The 21,655-nt window shown below is 31.5% G+C and carries 19 protein-coding genes; all 19 read right to left on the bottom strand.

The annotated features are described in order from the left end of the window. Positions 1–36: 36 nt before the first annotated feature. Complete coding sequence (locus AB3G34_RS00820) at positions 37–783, bottom strand: glycosyltransferase family 2 protein (RefSeq protein ID WP_369753143.1); 747 nt, start codon at positions 781–783, stop codon at positions 37–39. 11 nt (positions 784–794) lie between these two features. Continuing rightward, on the bottom strand, positions 795–1,340 hold the full coding sequence (locus tag AB3G34_RS00815; protein WP_369753142.1) for a WcaF family extracellular polysaccharide biosynthesis acetyltransferase: 546 nt from the start codon (positions 1,338–1,340) through the stop codon (positions 795–797). 6 nt (positions 1,341–1,346) lie between these two features. Then, entirely contained in the window at positions 1,347–3,281 is a 1,935-nt protein-coding gene (locus AB3G34_RS00810; RefSeq protein ID WP_369753141.1) for a right-handed parallel beta-helix repeat-containing protein, read from the bottom strand. A 43-nt stretch (positions 3,282–3,324) separates the two neighbouring features. Continuing rightward, the gene (locus AB3G34_RS00805) at positions 3,325–3,897 is read right to left on the bottom strand and encodes a DapH/DapD/GlmU-related protein (RefSeq protein WP_369753140.1); all 573 of its coding nucleotides are present in this window, start codon (positions 3,895–3,897) and stop codon (positions 3,325–3,327) included. Between the two features lie 5 nt (positions 3,898–3,902). Beyond that, positions 3,903–5,063 carry a glycosyltransferase gene (locus AB3G34_RS00800; RefSeq protein WP_369753139.1) on the bottom strand — a complete coding sequence of 387 codons (1,161 nt, stop codon included), beginning with the start codon at positions 5,061–5,063 and terminating at the stop codon, positions 3,903–3,905. Positions 5,064–5,068: 5 nt separating this feature from the next. Beyond that, the gene (locus tag AB3G34_RS00795) at positions 5,069–6,106 is read right to left on the bottom strand and encodes an EpsG family protein (protein WP_369753138.1); all 1,038 of its coding nucleotides are present in this window, start codon (positions 6,104–6,106) and stop codon (positions 5,069–5,071) included. Positions 6,107–6,146: 40 nt separating this feature from the next. Continuing rightward, positions 6,147–7,226 carry a polysaccharide pyruvyl transferase family protein gene (locus tag AB3G34_RS00790; RefSeq protein ID WP_369753137.1) on the bottom strand — a complete coding sequence of 360 codons (1,080 nt, stop codon included), beginning with the start codon at positions 7,224–7,226 and terminating at the stop codon, positions 6,147–6,149. Between the two features lie 19 nt (positions 7,227–7,245). Continuing rightward, a complete protein-coding gene (locus tag AB3G34_RS00785; protein ID WP_369753136.1) occupies positions 7,246–8,454 on the bottom strand; it encodes a glycosyltransferase in 1,209 nt (402 codons plus the stop codon). Between the two features lie 22 nt (positions 8,455–8,476). Continuing rightward, on the bottom strand, positions 8,477–9,448 hold the full coding sequence (locus AB3G34_RS00780) for a polysaccharide pyruvyl transferase family protein (protein ID WP_369753135.1): 972 nt from the start codon (positions 9,446–9,448) through the stop codon (positions 8,477–8,479). A gap of 1 nt (position 9,449) precedes the next feature. Continuing rightward, positions 9,450–10,862, bottom strand: coding sequence for a lipopolysaccharide biosynthesis protein (locus AB3G34_RS00775; RefSeq protein ID WP_369753134.1), 1,413 nt, complete (start codon positions 10,860–10,862; stop codon positions 9,450–9,452). Positions 10,863–10,983: 121 nt separating this feature from the next. Further along, the gene (gene gmd / locus AB3G34_RS00770; RefSeq protein ID WP_369753133.1) at positions 10,984–12,072 is read right to left on the bottom strand and encodes a GDP-mannose 4,6-dehydratase; all 1,089 of its coding nucleotides are present in this window, start codon (positions 12,070–12,072) and stop codon (positions 10,984–10,986) included. Between the two features lie 281 nt (positions 12,073–12,353). Next, positions 12,354–12,746, bottom strand: coding sequence for a four helix bundle protein (locus AB3G34_RS00765; RefSeq protein ID WP_367757258.1), 393 nt, complete (start codon positions 12,744–12,746; stop codon positions 12,354–12,356). A gap of 276 nt (positions 12,747–13,022) precedes the next feature. Continuing rightward, positions 13,023–13,973 (bottom strand): GDP-L-fucose synthase family protein, encoded by a 951-nt coding sequence (locus AB3G34_RS00760; protein ID WP_369753132.1) that lies wholly within the window; start codon positions 13,971–13,973, stop codon positions 13,023–13,025. A 6-nt stretch (positions 13,974–13,979) separates the two neighbouring features. Next, positions 13,980–14,987, bottom strand: coding sequence for a mannose-1-phosphate guanylyltransferase (locus AB3G34_RS00755; RefSeq protein ID WP_367773596.1), 1,008 nt, complete (start codon positions 14,985–14,987; stop codon positions 13,980–13,982). 384 nt (positions 14,988–15,371) lie between these two features. Next, positions 15,372–15,719: a four helix bundle protein gene (locus AB3G34_RS00750; RefSeq protein WP_369753131.1), complete on the bottom strand. Its 348-nt coding sequence runs from the start codon at positions 15,717–15,719 to the stop codon at positions 15,372–15,374. A gap of 573 nt (positions 15,720–16,292) precedes the next feature. Further along, a complete protein-coding gene (locus tag AB3G34_RS00745; protein ID WP_369753130.1) occupies positions 16,293–17,576 on the bottom strand; it encodes a nucleotide sugar dehydrogenase in 1,284 nt (427 codons plus the stop codon). Between the two features lie 1,040 nt (positions 17,577–18,616). Beyond that, the gene (locus tag AB3G34_RS00740; RefSeq protein WP_369753129.1) at positions 18,617–19,081 is read right to left on the bottom strand and encodes a UpxY family transcription antiterminator; all 465 of its coding nucleotides are present in this window, start codon (positions 19,079–19,081) and stop codon (positions 18,617–18,619) included. Positions 19,082–19,225: 144 nt separating this feature from the next. Further along, positions 19,226–20,617, bottom strand: coding sequence for a UDP-glucose 6-dehydrogenase (locus AB3G34_RS00735; RefSeq protein ID WP_369753128.1), 1,392 nt, complete (start codon positions 20,615–20,617; stop codon positions 19,226–19,228). Between the two features lie 41 nt (positions 20,618–20,658). Next, positions 20,659–21,642 carry an SDR family oxidoreductase gene (locus AB3G34_RS00730; protein ID WP_369753127.1) on the bottom strand — a complete coding sequence of 328 codons (984 nt, stop codon included), beginning with the start codon at positions 21,640–21,642 and terminating at the stop codon, positions 20,659–20,661. Positions 21,643–21,655: the final 13 nt, after the last annotated feature.

Here is a 21,655-nt window from a genome sequence, read left to right as displayed (position 1 = left end):
GAATTCAAGTTAAATTGAAAGTTGTAATTAAACAAATTATTTTTTTAAATATTGTAGTAAAGCTTGCAATTTCTTTTGAAAAACGGCACGAATCGGACTAATATTATGATACTTATAAATCCTAAAATCTTCTAGTAGCACCTCAAAGGCTCTTGAATAACTGGTACTTAAACCTCCCATTCTCATTTTAACGATATACTCATCCAAATAACTCAGTTTAATTTTATACTTAAATAAATAACGCAATAGAAACTCAGTATCTGAGGCAATGTTAAAATTCAAATCATATCCTCCGTATTTTTCAATAAGAGATCTCTTTAAATAAACCGTAGGATGCAAAGGCAACCAACCCGATTTTAAATTATCAAAATTATAGGCTCCTCCTATTCTGTTGCGAACCAACTTTTCGTCAGCATCATTCGTAACGTAAATTCCATTCCCGTAAATCCCTTCAGTTTCCAATTCATTCTCAAATTTGGCTACAATTTTAGAAACGACAGTGGAATCATAAAACACATCATCCGAATGCATCAAACCAACAATATCACCTGTCGCCAGATATAAACCCTTATTGATAGCATCGTACATTCCTTTATCGGGTTCTGATCTATATGTAGCGATTTTCCCAGAATAAGACTCAATAATTTCTTTTGTCCCATCAGTTGAATTTCCATCGATAATGATGTATTCTATATTTGGATAATCTTGCCCTAAAACACTCTTTATTGATTGCTCAATTGTAGCTTTACGATTATAACAAATAGTAATGATAGAGATGCGCATAATTTTATTTTTTACCAACGATTTTTAATTAATTGTGCGGGGTTTCCTCTGAAAACTCCATTTTCTTCTAGCGATTGCGTAACCACTGAACCTGCTGAAACAACTGAATCAATACCAATCGTTACATTAGGACCTACAAAGACACTAGCACCTACCCAACACCCATCTTGAAGAGTAATTGGCCCATTGCGATACGGCATCGACGGTATTTTATAATCATGATTCCCTCCACAAAGGAAAGCCCGCTGGCTAATACACACACTATTACCAATGGACAGCAACTCAAAATTTAATAAAAAAGCTTCTTCTCCAATCCACACATGATTACCTACTACTAACTTCCATGGAAAATGGATATTAACTCTAGGTTTTATTACAACACCTTCACCTATAATTGCACCAAAAAAACGCAAAACTATTATCTTAAATGTAGATGGAAAAGGAATTGCCGAAAGAAAGAAAACTACCTTCACCATATACCAAATTATTTCTTTTAATTTACTTGACCCACGATCTATACCTTTAGAATTAAATTTGTCTAATCTAACTTTTGACATAAATATTTATTTATGATTTTTTATGAATAATACTTCGGACTGGAAAGCATCTAATTTTATTTCTTTCGAAAACACATCTCCATTTATAGAAGTATATTTGCCATTACCAATTTTTACTAGTTTAATTGTATCTGATGGATTTGAAATTAATATTGAATTATTTGTATTAACAAAAAAATTATTATCAGAACTACTCGAATGGTTTAATGAAGTAATCCATTCAGCCATTGTAAAAATATTTTTGTTTTTGTCTTTTGAAAAAAAACTTATGTTTATTTGATTTGCAGTAGAGCTACTTACGAAATAGTTATGTTTAAAAACCCCAATATCAGATGCCGTATATTTCTTAGTATATTCAGAATTAAACATTTTATGAGAAGAACTTGCGTTTTTTGATGAAATAAACACATTTGAATCAATAGTTAATTTTGGAGAAGAAGAGGGGTGCCCCGCTATATAGAATTCACTTAGTCCACAATTAGAAACTATGTTTTTATATATTAAATTATTCCCTGCAGTATAATTGATAAATAAACCTGATCCATTAATATCAAAAATAGTATTATTCTTAACAATCACATTATGAGAGCCTACATCTATATAGATTCCATTAGCTAAATTTCTACTTGATGGCGCCCCTTGCAACTCACCTATAGTGTTTGAAATAAAATTACTTTCTATTATAGTACCCCCAACATCGTTTATATTATTATTCAAATAAATACCGCCACTATCATTAAGAGAGATACAAGTACTATCAATAATATTATATCTTATCAAATTATTTATCCCTGCAGAAATAATTCCTGAATATCCTGTATTCTTTATTGTATTATTTTCAATTTTGGAAAAAGATGCATTACAATCAATACCTATAAAAACTTTACTTTTAGCATATGACTCATCTCCAATGTCATAAATATTATTATTAGAAATTTGAAGGTTATTATTTGTTTTATCAGCAAATATTCCAGTCCACGCTATATTATAAAGTTTACAATTATTAATTTTAGAATTTACGACATTATATAAACTTATTCCATTTCCTACTATATTAGAAACCTCAATATTCTCTACCAATATATTATTTGAATTTGAAATATTTACTGCACTTTTAGCAGTATGCTTCAACTCCAAATTTTTTAAAATTATACCGCTGCACCCTGAGATTTCAATATTATAGTAATTCTTAATATATTTAATTCTATTTACATTTGGGTTATTTTTATCTTTCAGTAATAGGATACCTTTAGATGAATTATAACACCATTCACCTTGTTTATCAATTGCATCCTTAGTATTTACTATAAAAAAACCAAATCCTTTATTTAATTTTTTAATAGATTGTGTACCGTTTATTGTAATTATATTCCCCCTACTATTCAAAATTTTTGTTCTCACCATTCTAAATCGTTCAGCACGAATAACAACTTCAAATCCAGACAAATCTCCCAAACCTTGCAATTGTTTTGAACTAAAACTAGAATTCCCACCTACACTATCCATAAAAAAATAACCACTGCCAGTTTCTTTATTGGGCATTCTACTAATTGGCAACAATTTATCATCACGTACCAATCCGTTAATATTTTGTGGCTTCTCAGTAATAAAAGTATATTGCCAGATATCATTAGACAATTTAACCCATTTATTATTTAAAATTTCCTCTCCAGAAAATATGGGTTTATTACCCTCACCGTAACTATCAATTGAAATATTATTACTCTGCAATTTTAAGGTACCAAAAAAAACATCCCCTCTATGAAAAAGTATTCTATCACCTTCTGAAAATTTAAAACTATTTATTTTAAGAATACTATTCCATGATGCCAACTGACTTATTCCAGAATTCACATCTGAGCCACTATTTGAAACATAATATGCTTTACTCCATATATTATAGTGAATAAAAAATAAAAAAAATAAAAAAAATTTTCCCATATTTTTTAGTATTAACCCAAATTAGTTAAATATTTCAAACTAATTATTTAATTTTTAAAGGTTTATTCCTAACGTTTTTCAAAACTTTCCCATTAAGCATTTTAGTATGTTCTTGTTCACTTTCCAATGAATCAAATCTATTTCTTAAAAATTTTGCCGGGACTCCTCCAAAAATCACAAATGAACCAACATCTTTGGTCACAACAGATCCTGCAGCTATAATACTCCCATCTCCTATGGTCACCCCAACCATAATTATTGCATTTGCACCGATCCAAACATCGCGACCTATTTCAGTTCTTTTAAGCTGTGGCCTACCTGAAAATGTCGAAGGCATACCTGGTATATTAAAGTTATGGTCATCACCAATTATCTGAACATTTTGAGCTAACATACTATATCTGCCAATACTAACTCCAGGATAAATTAATGAATTTTTACCTATAAAAGCATATTCTCCAGCAATTAAATCAGGACTTATTTTACATTTACCCCCGATATTGAATGTAGGATGTACAAATTTTAATCCATATAAAAAACGAATCTTAATCCTTTTATATAACCTGTATAGCGATGCCAATGAATCACTATTTTTTAAGGCACTTATCACTCCCATTATAATTATTTTAGCACCGAATTAAGTACGCTGGCCTGATAATGCGGATTATAATGTAAATCTACAACATCAAAACACCTTTGCATTACCGTTTCATTTTTTGAAGGATTATTTAATAACCATTTCTCAATGGTTTCGGCCAGACTTTGCAAATCATCAAACCTATATAAATCACCAGTAGAACCTGGAACTAAAGCCTCTATTTCAGGCATTTGTACATTGAGATTATCATGAGATATTACTGGAGTTCCATAGGATAGAGAGTGTATCGCAGTTAGACCAACTTCTCCCGGCGTGACACATAAGTCCGCATTCATAAGACAATAACTATTAATTTTCTCGTCATAAATAGCTCCTAAAAAGCATACATTAGTTTCCAACCCCAAATTCTTACTAATTGACATTAAATTATCTTTCTCTACCCCATCACCTATAACCAATAAATTAAAAAAATTTCTGTTAAATTTCTTCTTTAACATACTTTGTGCTTCTATAAGCATATCAATTCTCTTAGTATAATTTAATCTTCCTATAAAGACAACCACAGGTAATTTAGTGTTATTAAAATAATTAAACCTATATTCATCTATTTGTTCTATCTTAAAATCCGCCCTATATTTAAGGCTTTTAGCGTAATCTAAGGAATTATAAATAACATGTATATTATCAGGACTTTTAATCTTAAAATTATTCAGAATATTTGCAGATCTATTACCATATAAGAAAAATCCGTTTGATATTTTATAAAAAATAAAAAGTTTTATATAGTCAACAAATCCAATTTTATCAGTATAGACACCATGCATCCAAAAATAAACTTTCTTTCTTTGCAACCTAACTATACTTGCACCTATCCAAGTTGAAATATGGTATGGCGATCCTAAAAAAATATATGAGTCATATTTATTTTTAAGAATTTCACTAATTAAACCAGATTGCCAAAGAAATTTCTTTTTAAACAACCATTTGTTATCTAAAAATTTCCATCGTAATCCTCCTTCTTTAATACTTAATTTAGCAATGGATTCATTAACAGTTTTTATGTCAATCTCACTATCTTTTCCTGAATAAATTGTAAACTCAACCAATTCACTTTTCATTAATTCTTGAAAAATAGGTAAGCGATACAAAGCAATATAATGATAGATGATAACTGTTTTATTCATGTTTTTTACCATTGAAAATATAACTTATACGGTATAACACCACCCCTATTTGTTATTAAATTATAAATAAAATAGACTAGTGCATATATTATTACTGCAAACAACAAATTAGTCCTTTTCTTACCGTTATAAAGAAATATTAAATTTGTAAGTAATATTATTTCAAACGAAAAAAAATACAACACAAATCGAGAAACTAAAGAAATTGAAATAAATAAATTTGCGATAATCAATCCGAAAAAAAATAGATTTTTATAAATTTTTTTTGCTTCTGGCAAATAATAAAAAATGATGCAACACATAATGTTTTTAGGTACTAAAAAAAGATATACATTTAATCTATTAACATCCACATCCACTTTATAATCTGCATAGTGTGCATATTTTTCAAAAGGCAACAACATAATCAAAGATCTAGCTTCATCTGTAATACCCAATATCCCAATACAAAAGGTAACTAATAAAGAAATCAGCATTTTCTTATTGCTTACTTTTATATAATGAGCCAAAATAGCAAAAGGTATCAATGCTATTGACGAATAATGAAGCACCGCAAACAAAAGTGCACTAAATATAGATTTTACCTTTTTGTTTTCAGAAAAGAAATATACTGACAATAAAAAGAATGAAGTCGCTAAACCTTGCTTTATTAAACTAAATGATAAACTATAATAGAAAAGTAAAACATATAATAAAATTGCAAAAATGGGAGATTTCGTTTCTTTTCTTAGAACATAAAAAAAAGAGAATATTGTAAAAAAAGAGACTATTGCAATTAAAAATTCAAAACTACCGCTAAAACTTTGCATAAAAATATTCAAAAATAACCATCCGATTTCAAATTTGTACAGTAAATAGGAGAGAGGTACATTTGAAGATATCTCATACAAATAAGCTGTTTTATATGCTACATAGTCTATTCCTACAGTTTGAGCTCTAAAAACACTAACTATAAAAAGCAAAATAAAAGGCAGAAACAAATTAGTCTTCCTGTCAAATGCTAAAACCCCAAGAAATACTGCAATAAATATATAAATACCCATTTAATTCAATAATCTGAAATACGTGTTTATAACAATAATACTATTTAAAAATAGATTCTAATTGATTTTTAAAAATCACTTTTTGCGCTTGATTTACATCAATAATTCGACTTTTTAGATTCACTTTTGATGAATAAATAAATTTAATTTGATTAGACGATAGATCGCTATAAATAAAATCTTCTAATCCAATACTTTCGTAAATATCTTTTATTTTTATAGTTTTAGCATTATCATCTATTAATGCCATCGGTATTGAATTGTAACTTTGAGCTAATAATAACACATGCAATCTATTACTTAAAACAGCATCAACATCTTTATAAAAGTCTCGCTGTTCCCATGTTAATGCTCCCTTTCTAAAACTAACATTAGGCATCTCTTTGAATAAATTATATAAATTTTCATTATATAAACAATCTCTCTCTACCTGATAAAAAAACTCTATTTGATAACTTTTATTGGAATAAAAAACTATCATTTCTTTAATCGATTTTACAATTTTTTCATGTAAAACACCATTTTCTAAATCTCTGAATGAAACTCCTACTTTATTTTTTTCACTAGATTTATCTTCACTATTCATTAAAAAGCATAAATCTGGCACATAACCAACATTTGAAATTTGTAATTCTTTAAAAATTTCAACATTTTTTTTACTTCTCACGAACATCCTTTCTAGAACAAAAGAGAATTTTCTAAAAACCCAAGCATCAAATTTAGACTTTACAATCAAATCATTTCCTATAAGATATGATTCAGCCCCTTTTCGTTTCATAATAAAAAATAAATAATAAAAGATTAAATATCTTATTTTATCATTTACAGTTTTCGCTCCTCCAAACGGACCAGGGCTTTTAAAAAGATGAGAATATTTATTATGTTTTATAAAAGGAACTAAAAGAAGGCCTTTTCCTTTGAAGCTAAAATTACTAATTGCGCTTAATTCAAAAGTATTCGGATGTTCAAGTAATATTTTTTTGAAATCAGCAGGAACTTTTTTAGTATCTAAATAGACATTTCCATAATTAGCTAATTCATCTATTAGGCATTTATTAATCAATAAATCACCCATATTATCATATTGGGTAGCTATGATGTAAAGAATTTTTTTTTTCATATATTCGAATCCAAATTTATTATCTTAATAATAATAAAGACTTTGTAAAATCGCTATAATTTCTCTCAGCATTGAAATTCACATTCCAATCCGTTTTTATAATATTTTGAGTGAAATTAGAATTTATAATCTTGTCTATTCCTTCAACTACGTCTTTAATTGTAGGGTCTGACACCAATAACACACCATTATTGTCATTTACAATCTCTCCACTTCCACCTACATTTGTCGCTATAACTGGAATACCAAATGACTGTGCTTCCATAATAGACACAGGGATACCTTCTGAAGAACTTAAGTTAATAAACACATCTACAGTACTTGTTTTGTAATAATGATAAATTTGACTGTTTTCTACATTCCCCATTAGCTGTACATCTAGATTAGGGTGTTTAATCAACGTTACTTCACTTTCAATTTTGCTTAATACTGACCCATCCCCAAAGTGAACCCACTTAACGTGCAAATCATTATGAAATTGCGCAAAATCACAAATTGATTTAAAAATCAAATCAACTCTTTTCAGAGGCTCTACCCTTGAAACTGATACTATAGAGAAGCTTCCCTTTTCTGAACGAATCGATATTCCACCTAGATCAATAACCCCTAATTTTGCTACAGCAATTTTTGAACTAAAATATTTGCCTTCTAGATAGTTCTTGCCATCATTTGAAATACTGTATACAGTATCAATTTTTTTTAAAACAAAATCTCTGTAAGGCCAAAAGCTTATTGTAGAATCCAAACCTTCATAAATATCAAATCTATGAGCTCTTGAAACTATTTTGAAATCGAAATCATGATCGCTTCTCAAATTAATAAATGCATGAGGAGCTTCGTTAAGCCAATATGTATAAACGATTGAACTATCAAGAGTATTCCTTTGATTCAAAAAAAATTTGCTATAAGATACAAAACTTGAAGAATACTTGAAAAGTAAAAAAACATCCTTAATCGATTTAATTCTATCTTTATAATCTAGAATTGATTTCCAAAAAAAACTCGAGAAAATTGTTTGAAAAAATCTTTTCACTTTGTTTTGAAAGTGAAAAGAAAAGTCATCAATAACATTTACATTTTTTGGAACTTCTCTTTTAAGAACACCAATTTGTGAGGGATATATGCTAATTTCATCAAAATGCTGAGCAAGAAACTTTATCTCCGTTTCTAAAAAAGCTTCCGTGGTATAATATGGAAATCTACGTGTTATTAAAACAAGTTTTTTCATAATTGTATTCTTTAAAAAAAAATTAAGAAGCTACAAAATCATCACATTTTTTTGCTAATTCTTCAGAAAAAGATTTATAAAGCTCTTTATTAACTGGCAGATTATCTAGACTTATCTTCCCTTTTAAATCAAAATTTCTTGTGACATTTCTTTTGGTATCAATGTCAATTCTATTAAAAAAGTCAATTAAACCTTCAAACCTACTTGTAAATTGATTATTATACCCTTCGAAACCACCATTTAAAAAGACTACAGGTGTCCCCATAGCGATACAAGGAAGTGCACAATGTATTCTTGATGTAATAACTAGTTTAGCATTGCAAAGCTTTTTCAAATATTCATCAGCAATAATAAAACTATCGTCAACAGAAGTTAGTGGCATCATTTGATTTATCATTTGAGCACGATCTAGAATTTCTTTACTAAAATTATTTTTTAAAATATTTCTCTTCAAAATAAATTCCGTAAACCTCCCTTTAGTTAATCTACTTAATAACTTTCTAGGATTCTTCAACATAGATTTCAAAGACCAATAATGAAATAAAGGATCAACAATATAAATATCATCAGTGACTTTTTCTCTTTTATATGTTTTTCCTAATGTTAGAGTCAAACAGCCAGAAAAATAAGCATCTACTCCTTTAGATTTCAATAATCTTTCAGTTGTTTTATCTCTACAGCCAATAGGCTGGTGTTTAATAAAATGCGCTATACTTTTTTCTGTTGTCATCCCTTCAGCCACAGAAGCATTTATATGCATAGAAACATACAATGGATCAATATTAACGGAAGGCGGCCAATTTTTAGCATTATGCATATACCAACCATTCATAATCATTTTTAAATCGTCCCCAGAATATGAATTTAGCTCCTCACGATCAATATATTTATCTACATGTGGCAGAAATTGTTTTGCAGCAATTGCTTGCACAAAATCTCCAATATTTGTTAATGGTCTAGAACAGGCCATCAAACCATACTTATTGTTTTTCATTTTAACGATTTTTTATTAATTTTAATTTTAATTTTTTTAAATACGAAACATTTAGATAAATAAATATTCCAATTGACGTAATACAACTCAAGATAAACAGATAATTATTCTCATAGAAATTAATACAACTTATTATAAAAAATACGAAGGATAAAATCACAATCAGTTTCAATGGAAATGTCACAGGGAAAAATTTTTTAGTTTGTTCAATACGAATTACTAACATTACAAGATAACCCAATAAAATTGCTAAAGAGACGCCATACAACCCCATAGGCTTTACAAGTATAAATGAAATAATTAACGTAACTATTCCTCCCAACATTGATGAAACAAAAGCTCCTTTTGTCCGTCTACTTCGCAAATAACCTACGCCGTAAAAAGCTGATAATGCCTGCATAAAAACAGCATAGAGCAAAATTGGCATATATTTCCAAGACTCAAAAAAATCTGGACTTACCAAATGGGTCATAAGAAATTTAGATAAACACGATAAAATTATTATTATACCAAGTAAAAGTTTAACATATTGATCTAATATAGTACCTGACTCTTTACTAATATCCCCTGAACCATTAGACAAAATAGCCTTTTCTTGCCATGCCAAGTTAAAGACATTTGACAACATCATTATAATTGTTGGGTACTTATATGAAATGGCAAATATTCCATTTTGCTCAACACCCAAATAAAGCAAAATAATATACCGTGTAGAAGACCCAACAATCCACCAACTTATACTATTAGGCAGCAGCGGTAATGAATAATTTATTAACTCTTTCAAAACACTTAAATCAGGTTTTTTGAATTTGAAAAACTTGAACCATTTATTTTTATATAATAATAATATTAAAACAATAAACACTGCAATAATATTACCTAATAATACCCCCTCAACTCCAAACTTAAAAACATATAAAAATAAAATTGTAGTAAAAACATACAATAGAGAATAAATAACTCCAGTTGCGGCATAAAGTTTATTATTCCCAATCCCTCTTGTTCCTTGCTGTAATGTTGGAAGAATAATCTGGAAAACAGATAAAACATATAAATAAGCACCATACTCAATTGTAAATATTATATTGAGTATGAAAAATATTATCGAAAAAACAATTATGTTGAAAAATAATAGGAAAAATACATTTTCGAAAATAGCTTTCGATTGTTCTTTACCAGGCGAATCTAAAAGCCATCTCAATAAAGATGCATCAATTTGGAAACTAACAAACGGAACAATAAAAAAAATGGTAGTCATAATTAAATCATACTCTCCTATTTCTTTTTTAGAAAGTGTATAAGTCATAACAAAAACTAAAAGAAAAGATAGGATTTTCGATGAGAAATTACCAACCATGTATACTGCAGTAAGTTTTGTTAAACTTGAACCTTTATTTGTTTCTATTTTTTTCAATATTTAATATTATTTTTACCTACTACAAGATCAATTTATTGCACTATTTTTAATATAATTAATATGACGTTCATTATATTTTAAAGCAGTATAGCCATCTACTTTTACGTAGTAATCTTTACTAATACAATTTCAAATCACTCGCTACCATCTCTTTAACCAAGGCAGCTAAATCATATTGTGGTTTCCAACCCAACTGCGTCTTCGATTTGGTAGGATCCCCTATTAATAGATCTACTTCAGTAGGACGGTAATATTCAGGGTCTACACGAACCACCACAGTACCTATTTCTAACTGATACAAAGGATTGTTGCATGCAGCTACTTTAGCAGTTTCACTTTCTTGCTCTCCTTCAAAAGTCAATTCAATACCTACTTCAGCAAAAGCCATTATAATAAAATCTCTAATGTAGGTAGTCACACCTGTTGCAATAACGTAGTCTTCTGGAACCTCTTGCTGTAAAATACGCCACATTGCTTCTACATAGTCCTTGGCATGACCCCAATCCCTTTGTGAATTAAGATTCCCTAGGTAAAGACAATCCTGCTTGCCTTTAGCAATTGCTGCCGTTGCCATCGTGATTTTACGGGTTACAAAAGTTTCCCCACGTCTTGGCGATTCATGATTAAAAAGAATTCCGTTACAAGCAAACATATTATAGGCCTCACGGTAGTTTTTAGTAATCCAAAAACCATAAATCTTAGCCGCTCCATAAGGAGAACGGGGATAAAATGGGGAATTTTCATCATAAAACCCTTTTGCATTTTTATTCTCTGCTAACCCTCCATACAATTCAGAAGTAGAAGCTTGATACACTCTTGTTTTTTTTCCTAAACCTAAAATTCGAACCGCCTCTAAGATTCTCAACGTTCCCAATCCATCTACATTGGCAACATATTCAGGTGAATCAAAAGATACCTTTACATGAGACATCGCTCCTAAGTTATAGATTTCATCGGGTTGTACTTCCTGTATGATTCGTATAATATTAGTTGAGTCCGTCAAATCTCCATAATGCAATTTAAAATTAACATGGGCTTCATGTTGATCTTGATAGATATGATCAATACGCTGGGTATTAAAAGAAGACGCGCGGCGTTTCACACCATGAACCATATATCCTTTTTCCAATAATAATTCTGCTAAATAAGATCCATCTTGACCCGTGATTCCTGTAACTAATGCTACTTTTTGTGGTGTACTATCCATGATTTTATTGCTTGTTGTTCGTGTATTTTTTATACGATGGTGAATCGTTTATTTGGTTAATTGTTTAATCGTGTGTTGTGATTGAAATTTTGTTATACGATGGTGAATCGTTTATTTGGTTAATTGTTTAATTGGTTAATTGTTTAATTGGTTAATTGGTTAATCGTTTATTTGGTGAACTGGTTATTTGGTTAATCGTTTAATCGTGTGGAAATATTTAAACCTTTCCTAACCGATTAAACTTTTCCTAACCGATTAACCTTTTTAAACAATTAAACTTTTTAAACTTTCTTCTTCAACGTCTCTTTATTATTGATTTGATATTTATAAAGTGAATTCAATTTATTTAGAATAGCATCCAGTTTTATTCTAAGTTCCGTATATCTATCTTCATTAATATATTTCATATCCAAGGCTGTATTCAAATGATCTATCGTTTCTAGCGCCGTTGAATAGGACATATTAGTAAAATGTGCCTGATCAAAATTAGAAGATCTTCCAGAACCCTCCGCTAAATTAGCAGAGATACTCGCTGATGACCTATTAATTTGACTGATTAAATCAAATCTTTCTTCTTTTGGAAACCCTTGACTCATCAACTTTATATCAATTTTGAACTTTCTGGCCAGTTGATATACTTCTAATTTTTCGAAAGAATAGATGTGGTAGCTCAAATCGGTTATTTGGTTAATTGGTTATTTGTTTAATCGAACTAATGGTTAATTGCTGAATCGAACAAAAGTTTAATTGGTGAACTGATTATTTGTTTATTTGGTGAACTGGTTAATCGTTTAATCGAATGTAAATATTTAAACTTTTCCTAACCAATTAACCTTTTCCTAACCAATTAACCTTTTTTAACCAGTTAACCTTTTCCTAAACGATTAAACCTTTACTAACTGCTTAACCTTTTTCCTAACCGATTAAACGATTAACCAGTTAATCCTTCCCTACATCTTCACTTCCTTAAATTTATCGATATTCTCTAAAAACCAAGTATACGTCTTCTGTATCCCTTCTTCTAATTGCACTTGATGTTTCCATCCCAAAGCATGCATTTTAGAAATATCCATTAATTTTCTTGGTGTACCATCTGGTTTAGTACGATCCCAAATAATTTCTCCTTGATGTCCAATTATCTTTTGAATCGTTTCTGCCAATTGCTTGATCGTTAAATCCTCTCCAGTCCCTACATTATATAAATAATCAGGTAGTTTGTTTTCTAATGCAAAAACAACTGACTGTGCCATATCATCTACAAAAAGGAATTCGCGCATAGGTGTTCCGCTACCCCAAAGAGTAACTGGCGCATTATTATTCATTTTTGCTTCATGAAATTTACGCATCATCGCAGGTAAAACATGCGAAGAAGTTAAATCAAAATTATCGTGAGTCCCATACAAATTAGTAGGCATTAGGCTTACATAATCTTTATTGAATTGTTTTCGGATGGCCTGACAGGCTTTTACCCCAGTTATTTTTGCAATCGCGTACCATTCATTGGTGGGTTCTAAAGTATCCGTCAATAAATATTCTTCTTTTAAAGGTTGTGGAGCTAGTTTAGGATAGATACAAGAACTTCCCAAAAAGATAAATTTCTCTACATCAGACTTCATTGCTGAGTCGATTAGATTATTCTGGATTTGCATGTTTTCCATAAGGAACTGATACGGAAAATCATTGTTGGCCAATATCCCTCCTACTTTTGCAGCAGCATCAATAATCACTTCAGGTTTTTCTTTAGCCATAAAAGCAGCCACTTCTTGTTGGTTTCTTAGATCCAACTCCTTACTGGAAGATCCAATAAGATGGGTATACCCTTTTTCAATAAGAGTCCGCCAAATAGCGCTCCCTACCATCCCGTTATGTCCGGCAATGTATATTTTAGTGTCTTTATTCATAATTTTTTAATTCAATAAATCAGAGTTAGCTCTTTCGAGTGCACTATAAACACTCTTAACATCTTGAGAAAATTCTTTTTTCAAAATTAAATTAGCTGTTGGCGTATAAACAAATATGGTATCTTTAACTCCAATGAAAGCAGTATAGTTGTTAGTACCAATCACCATATTTCCGTTTTCATCTACTTTATGCCCAATAGTCAATAAATAATCGTAAACCGATTCAAATGAGCCCAAATCAGACCACGCAAATTGGGATCCAACTACTTTAATTTTTTTACTTCTCTCCATTACTGCATAATCAATACTAATAGAAGGAATATCCATGGATAAATCCAAATCTAAATTCCCTGCTTTATTATTTTCCCAAGCAATTTTCGACTTTTCATATACTTCAGGGTGGAAAGATTTTAGTTCTTCTAATAATACACTGGCTTTAAAACAAAACATTCCACTATTCCACAAAAAGTTCCCTTTAGAAATAAAGGCGGCAGCGGTAACTTGGTTTGGTTTTTCTCTAAAAGAAATGACATCATCTCCTTTGCGCTCTATATACCCATATCCAATTTCTGGTTTTGTTGGTACAATTCCAAAAGTAACAATATACCCATTTAATGCCTTATCAACAGCTTCATTAATAGCATCTTCATACATTTCCATCTCATCAATGATATGATCTGATGGTGTTACAATCAATATATCATCTGGTTCAGATGCAAAGGCTGCAAAAGCAATAGCTGCTGCTGTATTTCGTGGAGTAGATTCAATTATATCTACATATGCAGTATTCGATTTTTCTAAAACATTCCTACTCAAATGACAATTATCAATATTACCTACCACCATCACCTTATCAGCAATATTTCGGTTGCGGTCCACAGTCATCTCAAATAAAGACTTACCGTCAAAAATATCCAAGTATTGCTTAGGCTGACTTTTACGTGATAAAGGCCATAATCGGCTACCTACTCCTCCAGTAAGAATTACGTGCGTAATTGATTTTTTGTTTTCCATGTTTTATTCTTTATTAGTTGACCGATGTTCGATGACCGATGACCGATGAATCGATATTCGTTGTTCGTTGTTCGTTGTTTGCTTTTCGATGGACGATTTCCGTTTTTTGATTAACGTTTTTCGATTAACGTTTTGCGATGGACGATGGACGGAAAACGATGGACGATGTTCGTTTTTCGAGTACCGTTTTTCGATTACCGTTTTTCGATGGACGATGGACGATGGACGGAAAACGATGGACGATGGACCGTCGTTCGATGACCGTTTTTCGATGGACGAAGGACGATGGACGATGGACGGAAAACGATGGACGATGTTCGTTATTCGAGTACCGTTTTTCTATTACCGTTTTTCGATGGACGATGGACGGAAAACGATGGATGATTACGCAGCTAACGATTTAATTAATTTATACAACATCATTTTTACTCTTTTACACAATTCAAATAAAACATCATATTCACTTTCCGAGAGATATCCTAATTCTTTAGCTAAAAAAAGATGATAATTGGTTTCTTCTAATGACCCTTTTGAAATGTACAAGAACTGAATGAATTCTTTTTTATATTGTCTTGCTTGTCCTTCAATTATATTTGTTGGTACACTACTAGCACTTCTCCTTACTTGACTAGTTAAAGCAAATTGTTCCGATTTAGGAAAATTTCGAGAAGTTCTATATACCGCCAAAGTTAATTGATGCGCTATTTTCCATACTTCTAAATTAGATTCCATGATTTATTGTTATTCGTTGTTCGATTTTCGTTGTTCGATTTTCGCTATCCGTTATTCGATAACCGCTATTTGACTTTAGACGACTGTTCTTCGATGACCGTTTTTCGATAGACGATGGACGGAAAACGATGGACGAGAAACGATTTTCGCTATCCGTTATTCGACAACCGCTATTTGACTTTAGATGACTGTTCTTCGATGACCGTTTTTCGATAGACGATGGACGGAAAACGATGGACGAGAAACGATTTTCGCTATCCGCTATTTGACTTTAGATGACTGTTCTTCGATGACCGTTTTTCGATAGACGATGGACGGAAAACGATGGACGAGAAACGATTTTCGCTATCCGCTATTTGACTTTAGACGACTGTTCTTCGATGACCGTTTTTCGATAGACGATGGACGGAAAACGATGGACGTTGTTCGATTTTCGCTATCCGTTATTCGATAACCGCTATTTGACTTTAGATGACTGTTCTTCGATGACCGTTTTTCGATAGATGATGAACGGAAAACGATGGACAATATTCGATGTTCGATGTACGGAAAACGTTGAACGGAAAACGATTTTTACAATCTTCCATCAACACGATCACCCAAAACTCCTTTTACATCATACAAAATACTATTGGACTTTTGCAATCTTGAAAAATCCAAACTTAAAAATTCAGTATGGGCTACACCTAAAACAATAGCGTCAAACTTCATATTAGGAGTCTCATTTAAAGTAAACAAGTTATATTCTTTAGCAACAGACTTAGGATCAGCCAATGGATCATATATAGTGACAGTAATTCCATAATCTGTTAAGGCAGTAATCACATCCACAATCTTTGTATTGCGAACATCTGGACAATTTTCCTTGAAAGTAATCCCTAGCATTAAGAGCATTGCCCCATTGACCGTAATTCCTTTCTTTATCATTAGTTTTACTATTTGAGAGGCTACGTATTCTCCCATACTATCATTTAAGCGTCTACCTGATAATATAATTTCAGGATGATATCCCATTTCTTGTGCTTTTTGAGCTAAATAATAAGGATCAACTCCTATACAATGCCCACCAACTAAACCAGGTTTAAAAGGAAGAAAATTCCATTTGGTTCCTGCCGCTTCCAAAACGGCCTGGGTATCAATATTTAATAAATTGAAAATTTTAGCCAATTCATTTACAAAAGCAATATTAATATCTCGTTGCGAATTTTCAATTACTTTGGCAGCTTCGGCCACTTTTATGGATGGAGCCAAATGCGTTCCAGCTGTAATCACAGACTGGTATAAACGATTCACTTTTTGCGCCGTTTCTGGTGTAGAACCAGAGGTCACTTTAAGTATTTTATCAACAGTATGCTCTTTATCTCCAGGATTAATTCTTTCAGGAGAATACCCCACAAAGAAATCAACATTAAATTGTAAACCTGAAATTCTTTCTAAAACAGGTACACATTCTTCTTCTGTTACTCCAGGATAAACCGTAGATTCATAAATGACAGTATCTCCACTTTTTAGTAGTTTACCTACTGTTTCACTGGATTTATATAAAGGAGTCAAATCTGGCCTGTTATTTTTATCAACGGGTGTAGGAACGGTTACAATATAATAATTACAATTAGTCACCTCTTTTAAAATAGATGTGCAGTATAGTCCAATGGCGTTAGTAGTATCATTTAAAAGTACCTTAGTTAATGTTGTAGCATCAATTTCAAGGGTGGCATCATAACCTGCTTTTAATTCTTTTACTCTGGATTCATTTATATCAAACCCAATTACAGGATGTTTAGTAGCAAATAATCGTGCTAGAGGCAAACCAACATAACCCAAACCGATAACTGCTATTTTCAAATTTGATTCCATAATTCAACTAATAGATATTAGCTTTTAGTACTATTAATACAACGCTTCGCGATCCATACTCCCAAAAAAGGAGACGGAAAGTGAAATAATTTTAAGTTTGCAAATATAGCTACTTTATATCGGTCTTTTTCTATCTTTTTCATTTGAAAAGGATTCGAAAAACCCCAAAAACCAAACGAAAAAACACAACAATCTTATTATCAACAACATAAAACGAATACACTCCTTTTTAAACAAAAAAATATCACTAAATTTAGTGATATCTTAATATAGATAAAAAGGTGTGTTTCTTGAGTATTCAAACATTTTTCGAATACTGATTTTACAGCTATAATCCTACTTTAAACTCATTTTCAACACCAAACTCAGAACTAATCTTCTCCCCACCCTCAAATAAACATTCAATTACAACTCGATGACCGATGTTCATTGTTCGATTACCGTTGACCGATGAATCGATATTCGTTGTTCGATGTTCACTTTTTGATGGACGGAAAACGGTTAACCATGAATCGATATTCGTTGTCCGCTTTTTGATGGACGAACGGCTCGGGCTGCGGAACCATACTTTGAGGTAGTTTTTAAGCCTTTGATTTGCAGGCTTGAAATCGAAGATTCATGAATACCAAAAAAACAATAACAACCCATGAATATTTTTTTGTTTCTTTTTTAATCAAGCAAAAAAGAAAAGAACTCTTTCAAAAAAACAACTTACTTCTCAAAACTCACTATAACTGAACACTGCTTCCTGAACACTGAATACTCCTTCGCACCACTCCTCTCCCCGCCCTCAAATAAAAAGCATAGAAAAACAACGAAAAAGTGAAGTGGCAGCAGTCCGCGAGTGGAGGACGAAGGACGAACGGCTCGGGCTGCGGAACGGTACTTTGAGGTAGTTTTTAAGCTTTTAATTTGCAGGCTTGAAATCGAAGATTCATGAATACCAAAAAAACAATAACAACCCATGAATATTTTTTGTTTCTTTTGCATCAAGGCAAAAGAAAAGATTCCTTCAAAAAAAACGCACTTCTCACAACTACTTACTTTATACTCATTTTCAGTACACAACCTAATGATTCTAATACAAGAACGTAATGCGTGTTTTTTACTTCCTGAATCACGGCCTCTTGAGCTGTGAAAGGACCAGACTCCAAGGTGATTTTATCTCCAACCTGAAGTGTAGTAATTGCAATATCAATTTTATTAGGCTTGTCAAGCCAGTTTTTTATGGTGTTTATTTCTTCATCACGAACAATAGCAGGCTTACCCAACCAGAATAAATAGCGAACCGATCCAGGCGATTGGAATACTAAATTCCGGTCTTCATCAGCTAAATGAACAAAAACATATGAATTAAAAAGTGGTACTTCTACTTTTTTCTTTCTATCTGACCATTGATGTATTTTTATAATCAATGGACAATAACATTCTACACCAGCTTTAGTTAATTGTTCCGCTACTTTTTTCTCCCATTTCGGTTTTGTATAAACAACATACCAATTCATTCTACAACTTGTATTAAAAAACATTAATCTTTAACGCATTGGATGTAATTATTAAAACTGTTGTTCGAGTTATTTTTTATGTAATGAAACTTATCAAAAAACCACTCGAACAAACGAAAATTATCATCAAAAATAATTACAACCTTAAGAACCAATTCCTTGATAAACAAACCCAATAGATTCTAATTGTGCTCGATCTAATATATTTCTTCCATCAAATACAAAAGCAGGCTTTTGCATCCCATCATAAATTTTTTTCCAGTCATATGCTATAAATTCATCCCATTCCGTCAAAACGGCTATAGCATGTGCAGACGCACAAGCTTCATAAGGATCTGAAAAAGAAGTTACATTGGCACTATTTTTCTCAGAAGTTCTCGTTTCAAGATAATCCAAATCTGCTAGTACTTTTTTAGAAGATACCTTAGGGTCATATACTGCAATTTGTGCTTGCTCATTTATTAAATCATCCGCAATATAAATAGCCGCAGATTCTCTTGTATCGTTGGTGTCTTTTTTAAAGGCCCAACCTAAAAATGCTATTTTTTTATCGGCAACCGTATTATAAAGCGTTTGAACCATTTTATTAGAAAAACGCCTTTTTTGGTGGTCATTCATTATAATAACTTGCTCCCAATAATCAGCCACTTCATGCAAGCCATAGGATTTAGCAATGTATACTAAATTTAAGATGTCTTTTTGAAAACAAGAACCTCCAAAACCAACAGATGCTTTTAGAAACTTAGAACCAATTCTACTATCCATTCCAATAGCTCTTGCTACTTCGTTCACATCAGCACCCGTTTTTTCACAAAGTTCAGACATGGCATTAACTGATGAGATTCGTTGTGCTAGAAAAGCATTAGCTGTCAATTTAGACAATTCAGATGACCAAACGTTTGTAGTTAATATCTTATCTGCAGGAACCCAATTTGCATAAACATCAACTAGTGACTGTATGGCTTTTTGACCCTCTACTGATGTGTCTCCACCTATTAATATTCGGTCAGGATTCAACAAGTCAGTAACTGCAGTTCCTTCTGCCAAAAACTCAGGATTAGAAAGAATCTGAAACTGAACACCATTTCCTGTATTGTCTAAAATACTTTTAATCGCTTCAGCGGTTCTAACTGGCAAGGTTGATTTCTCCACTACTATTTTATTGTCTTTTGCTATACGAGCAATTTGTCTCGCACACAACTCAATGTACTTTAAATCAGCAGCCATTCCTTTCCCTTTTCCATAGGTTTTAGTAGGCGTATTTACTGATATAAAAATAATCTGAGCCTCATCAATTGCTTTTTCTACATTAGTAGAGAAAAACAAATTTCTTCCTCTAGCTTCAGCAACAATATCAGAAAGTCCTGGTTCATATATTGGAATATTATCTACATTCTCATCATTCCATGCCGCAATTCTTTCTTCATTTAAGTCAACAACTGTAACCTGAATATGCGGACATTTTTGTGCAATAACTGCCATTGTAGGACCTCCAACATAACCAGCTCCTATGCAACAAATTTTTGTAATACTCATTTTTAACTTTTTAATTTGTAACTCTATTTATTTTAAAATTTTTATTTCAAATTTTCCCAGTACCAATCTACTGCTTCATGTAATCCTTCTTGCAAAGAATATTTAGGATCATAACCTAACAATCCTTTTGCTTTATCTATACTAGCCAAAGAATGAGGAATATCCCCTTCTCTGTTAGGACCGTACTCTATTTCTATAGTTGCAATTTTAGAATCGTATTTTGATAAATACTCTTTTAAATAACTTACTAAATTATTCAATGTATTTCGATCTCCATAAGCAGTATTATAAACGGTATTAATTGCTAAAGGATTCTGAGTTGTCATAGCCAATTCATTCATTTGGATTACATTATCTATATAAGTGAAATCACGTGAAAAATTCCCATCCCCGTTAATTTTTGGACTTTCATGCTGCATTAACTGCATCACAAATTTTGGTATCACGGCGGCATACGCCCCTTTTGGATCTTGTTTTCTACCAAACACATTAAAATATCGCAACCCAATTGTTTCTAATCCATAGGTTTTACTAAAGATTTCCGCATACAATTCGTTAACATATTTTGTTATAGCATAAGGAGATAATGGCTTCCCTATCACTTCTTCAACCTTTGGTAAACCAACTGAGTCTCCATAAGTAGAGGAACTTGCAGCATAAATAAATCGCTTCACTTTTGCCTCTCTTGAAGCAACCAACATATTCAAAAAACCAGAAACATTAACATCATTTGTCGTAATTGGATCATTAATAGATCGTGGAACAGAGCCAAGGGCTGCTTGATGCAAAACATAGTCAACGCCTTTCACCGCATTCGCACAATCAATTACATTACGAATATCTCCTTCTATTAATTTAAAATTAGGATGATTTATAAAACCCTTCAAATTGTACCTATGCCCCGTTGCAAAATTATCCAAACAAATAACTTTGTATTCTTTTCCCAAAAAATATTCGCACAGATTAGAGCCTATAAATCCAGCTCCACCAGTAATTAAAAGTGTACTTTTTGTTTCTTGTTTCATCTCCAAATACTTT

Source organism: Flavobacterium sp. WC2409 (assembly GCF_041200085.1).
GTDB lineage: Bacteria > Bacteroidota > Bacteroidia > Flavobacteriales > Flavobacteriaceae > Flavobacterium.
This window is presented reverse-complemented; position numbering and strand designations above follow the sequence as displayed.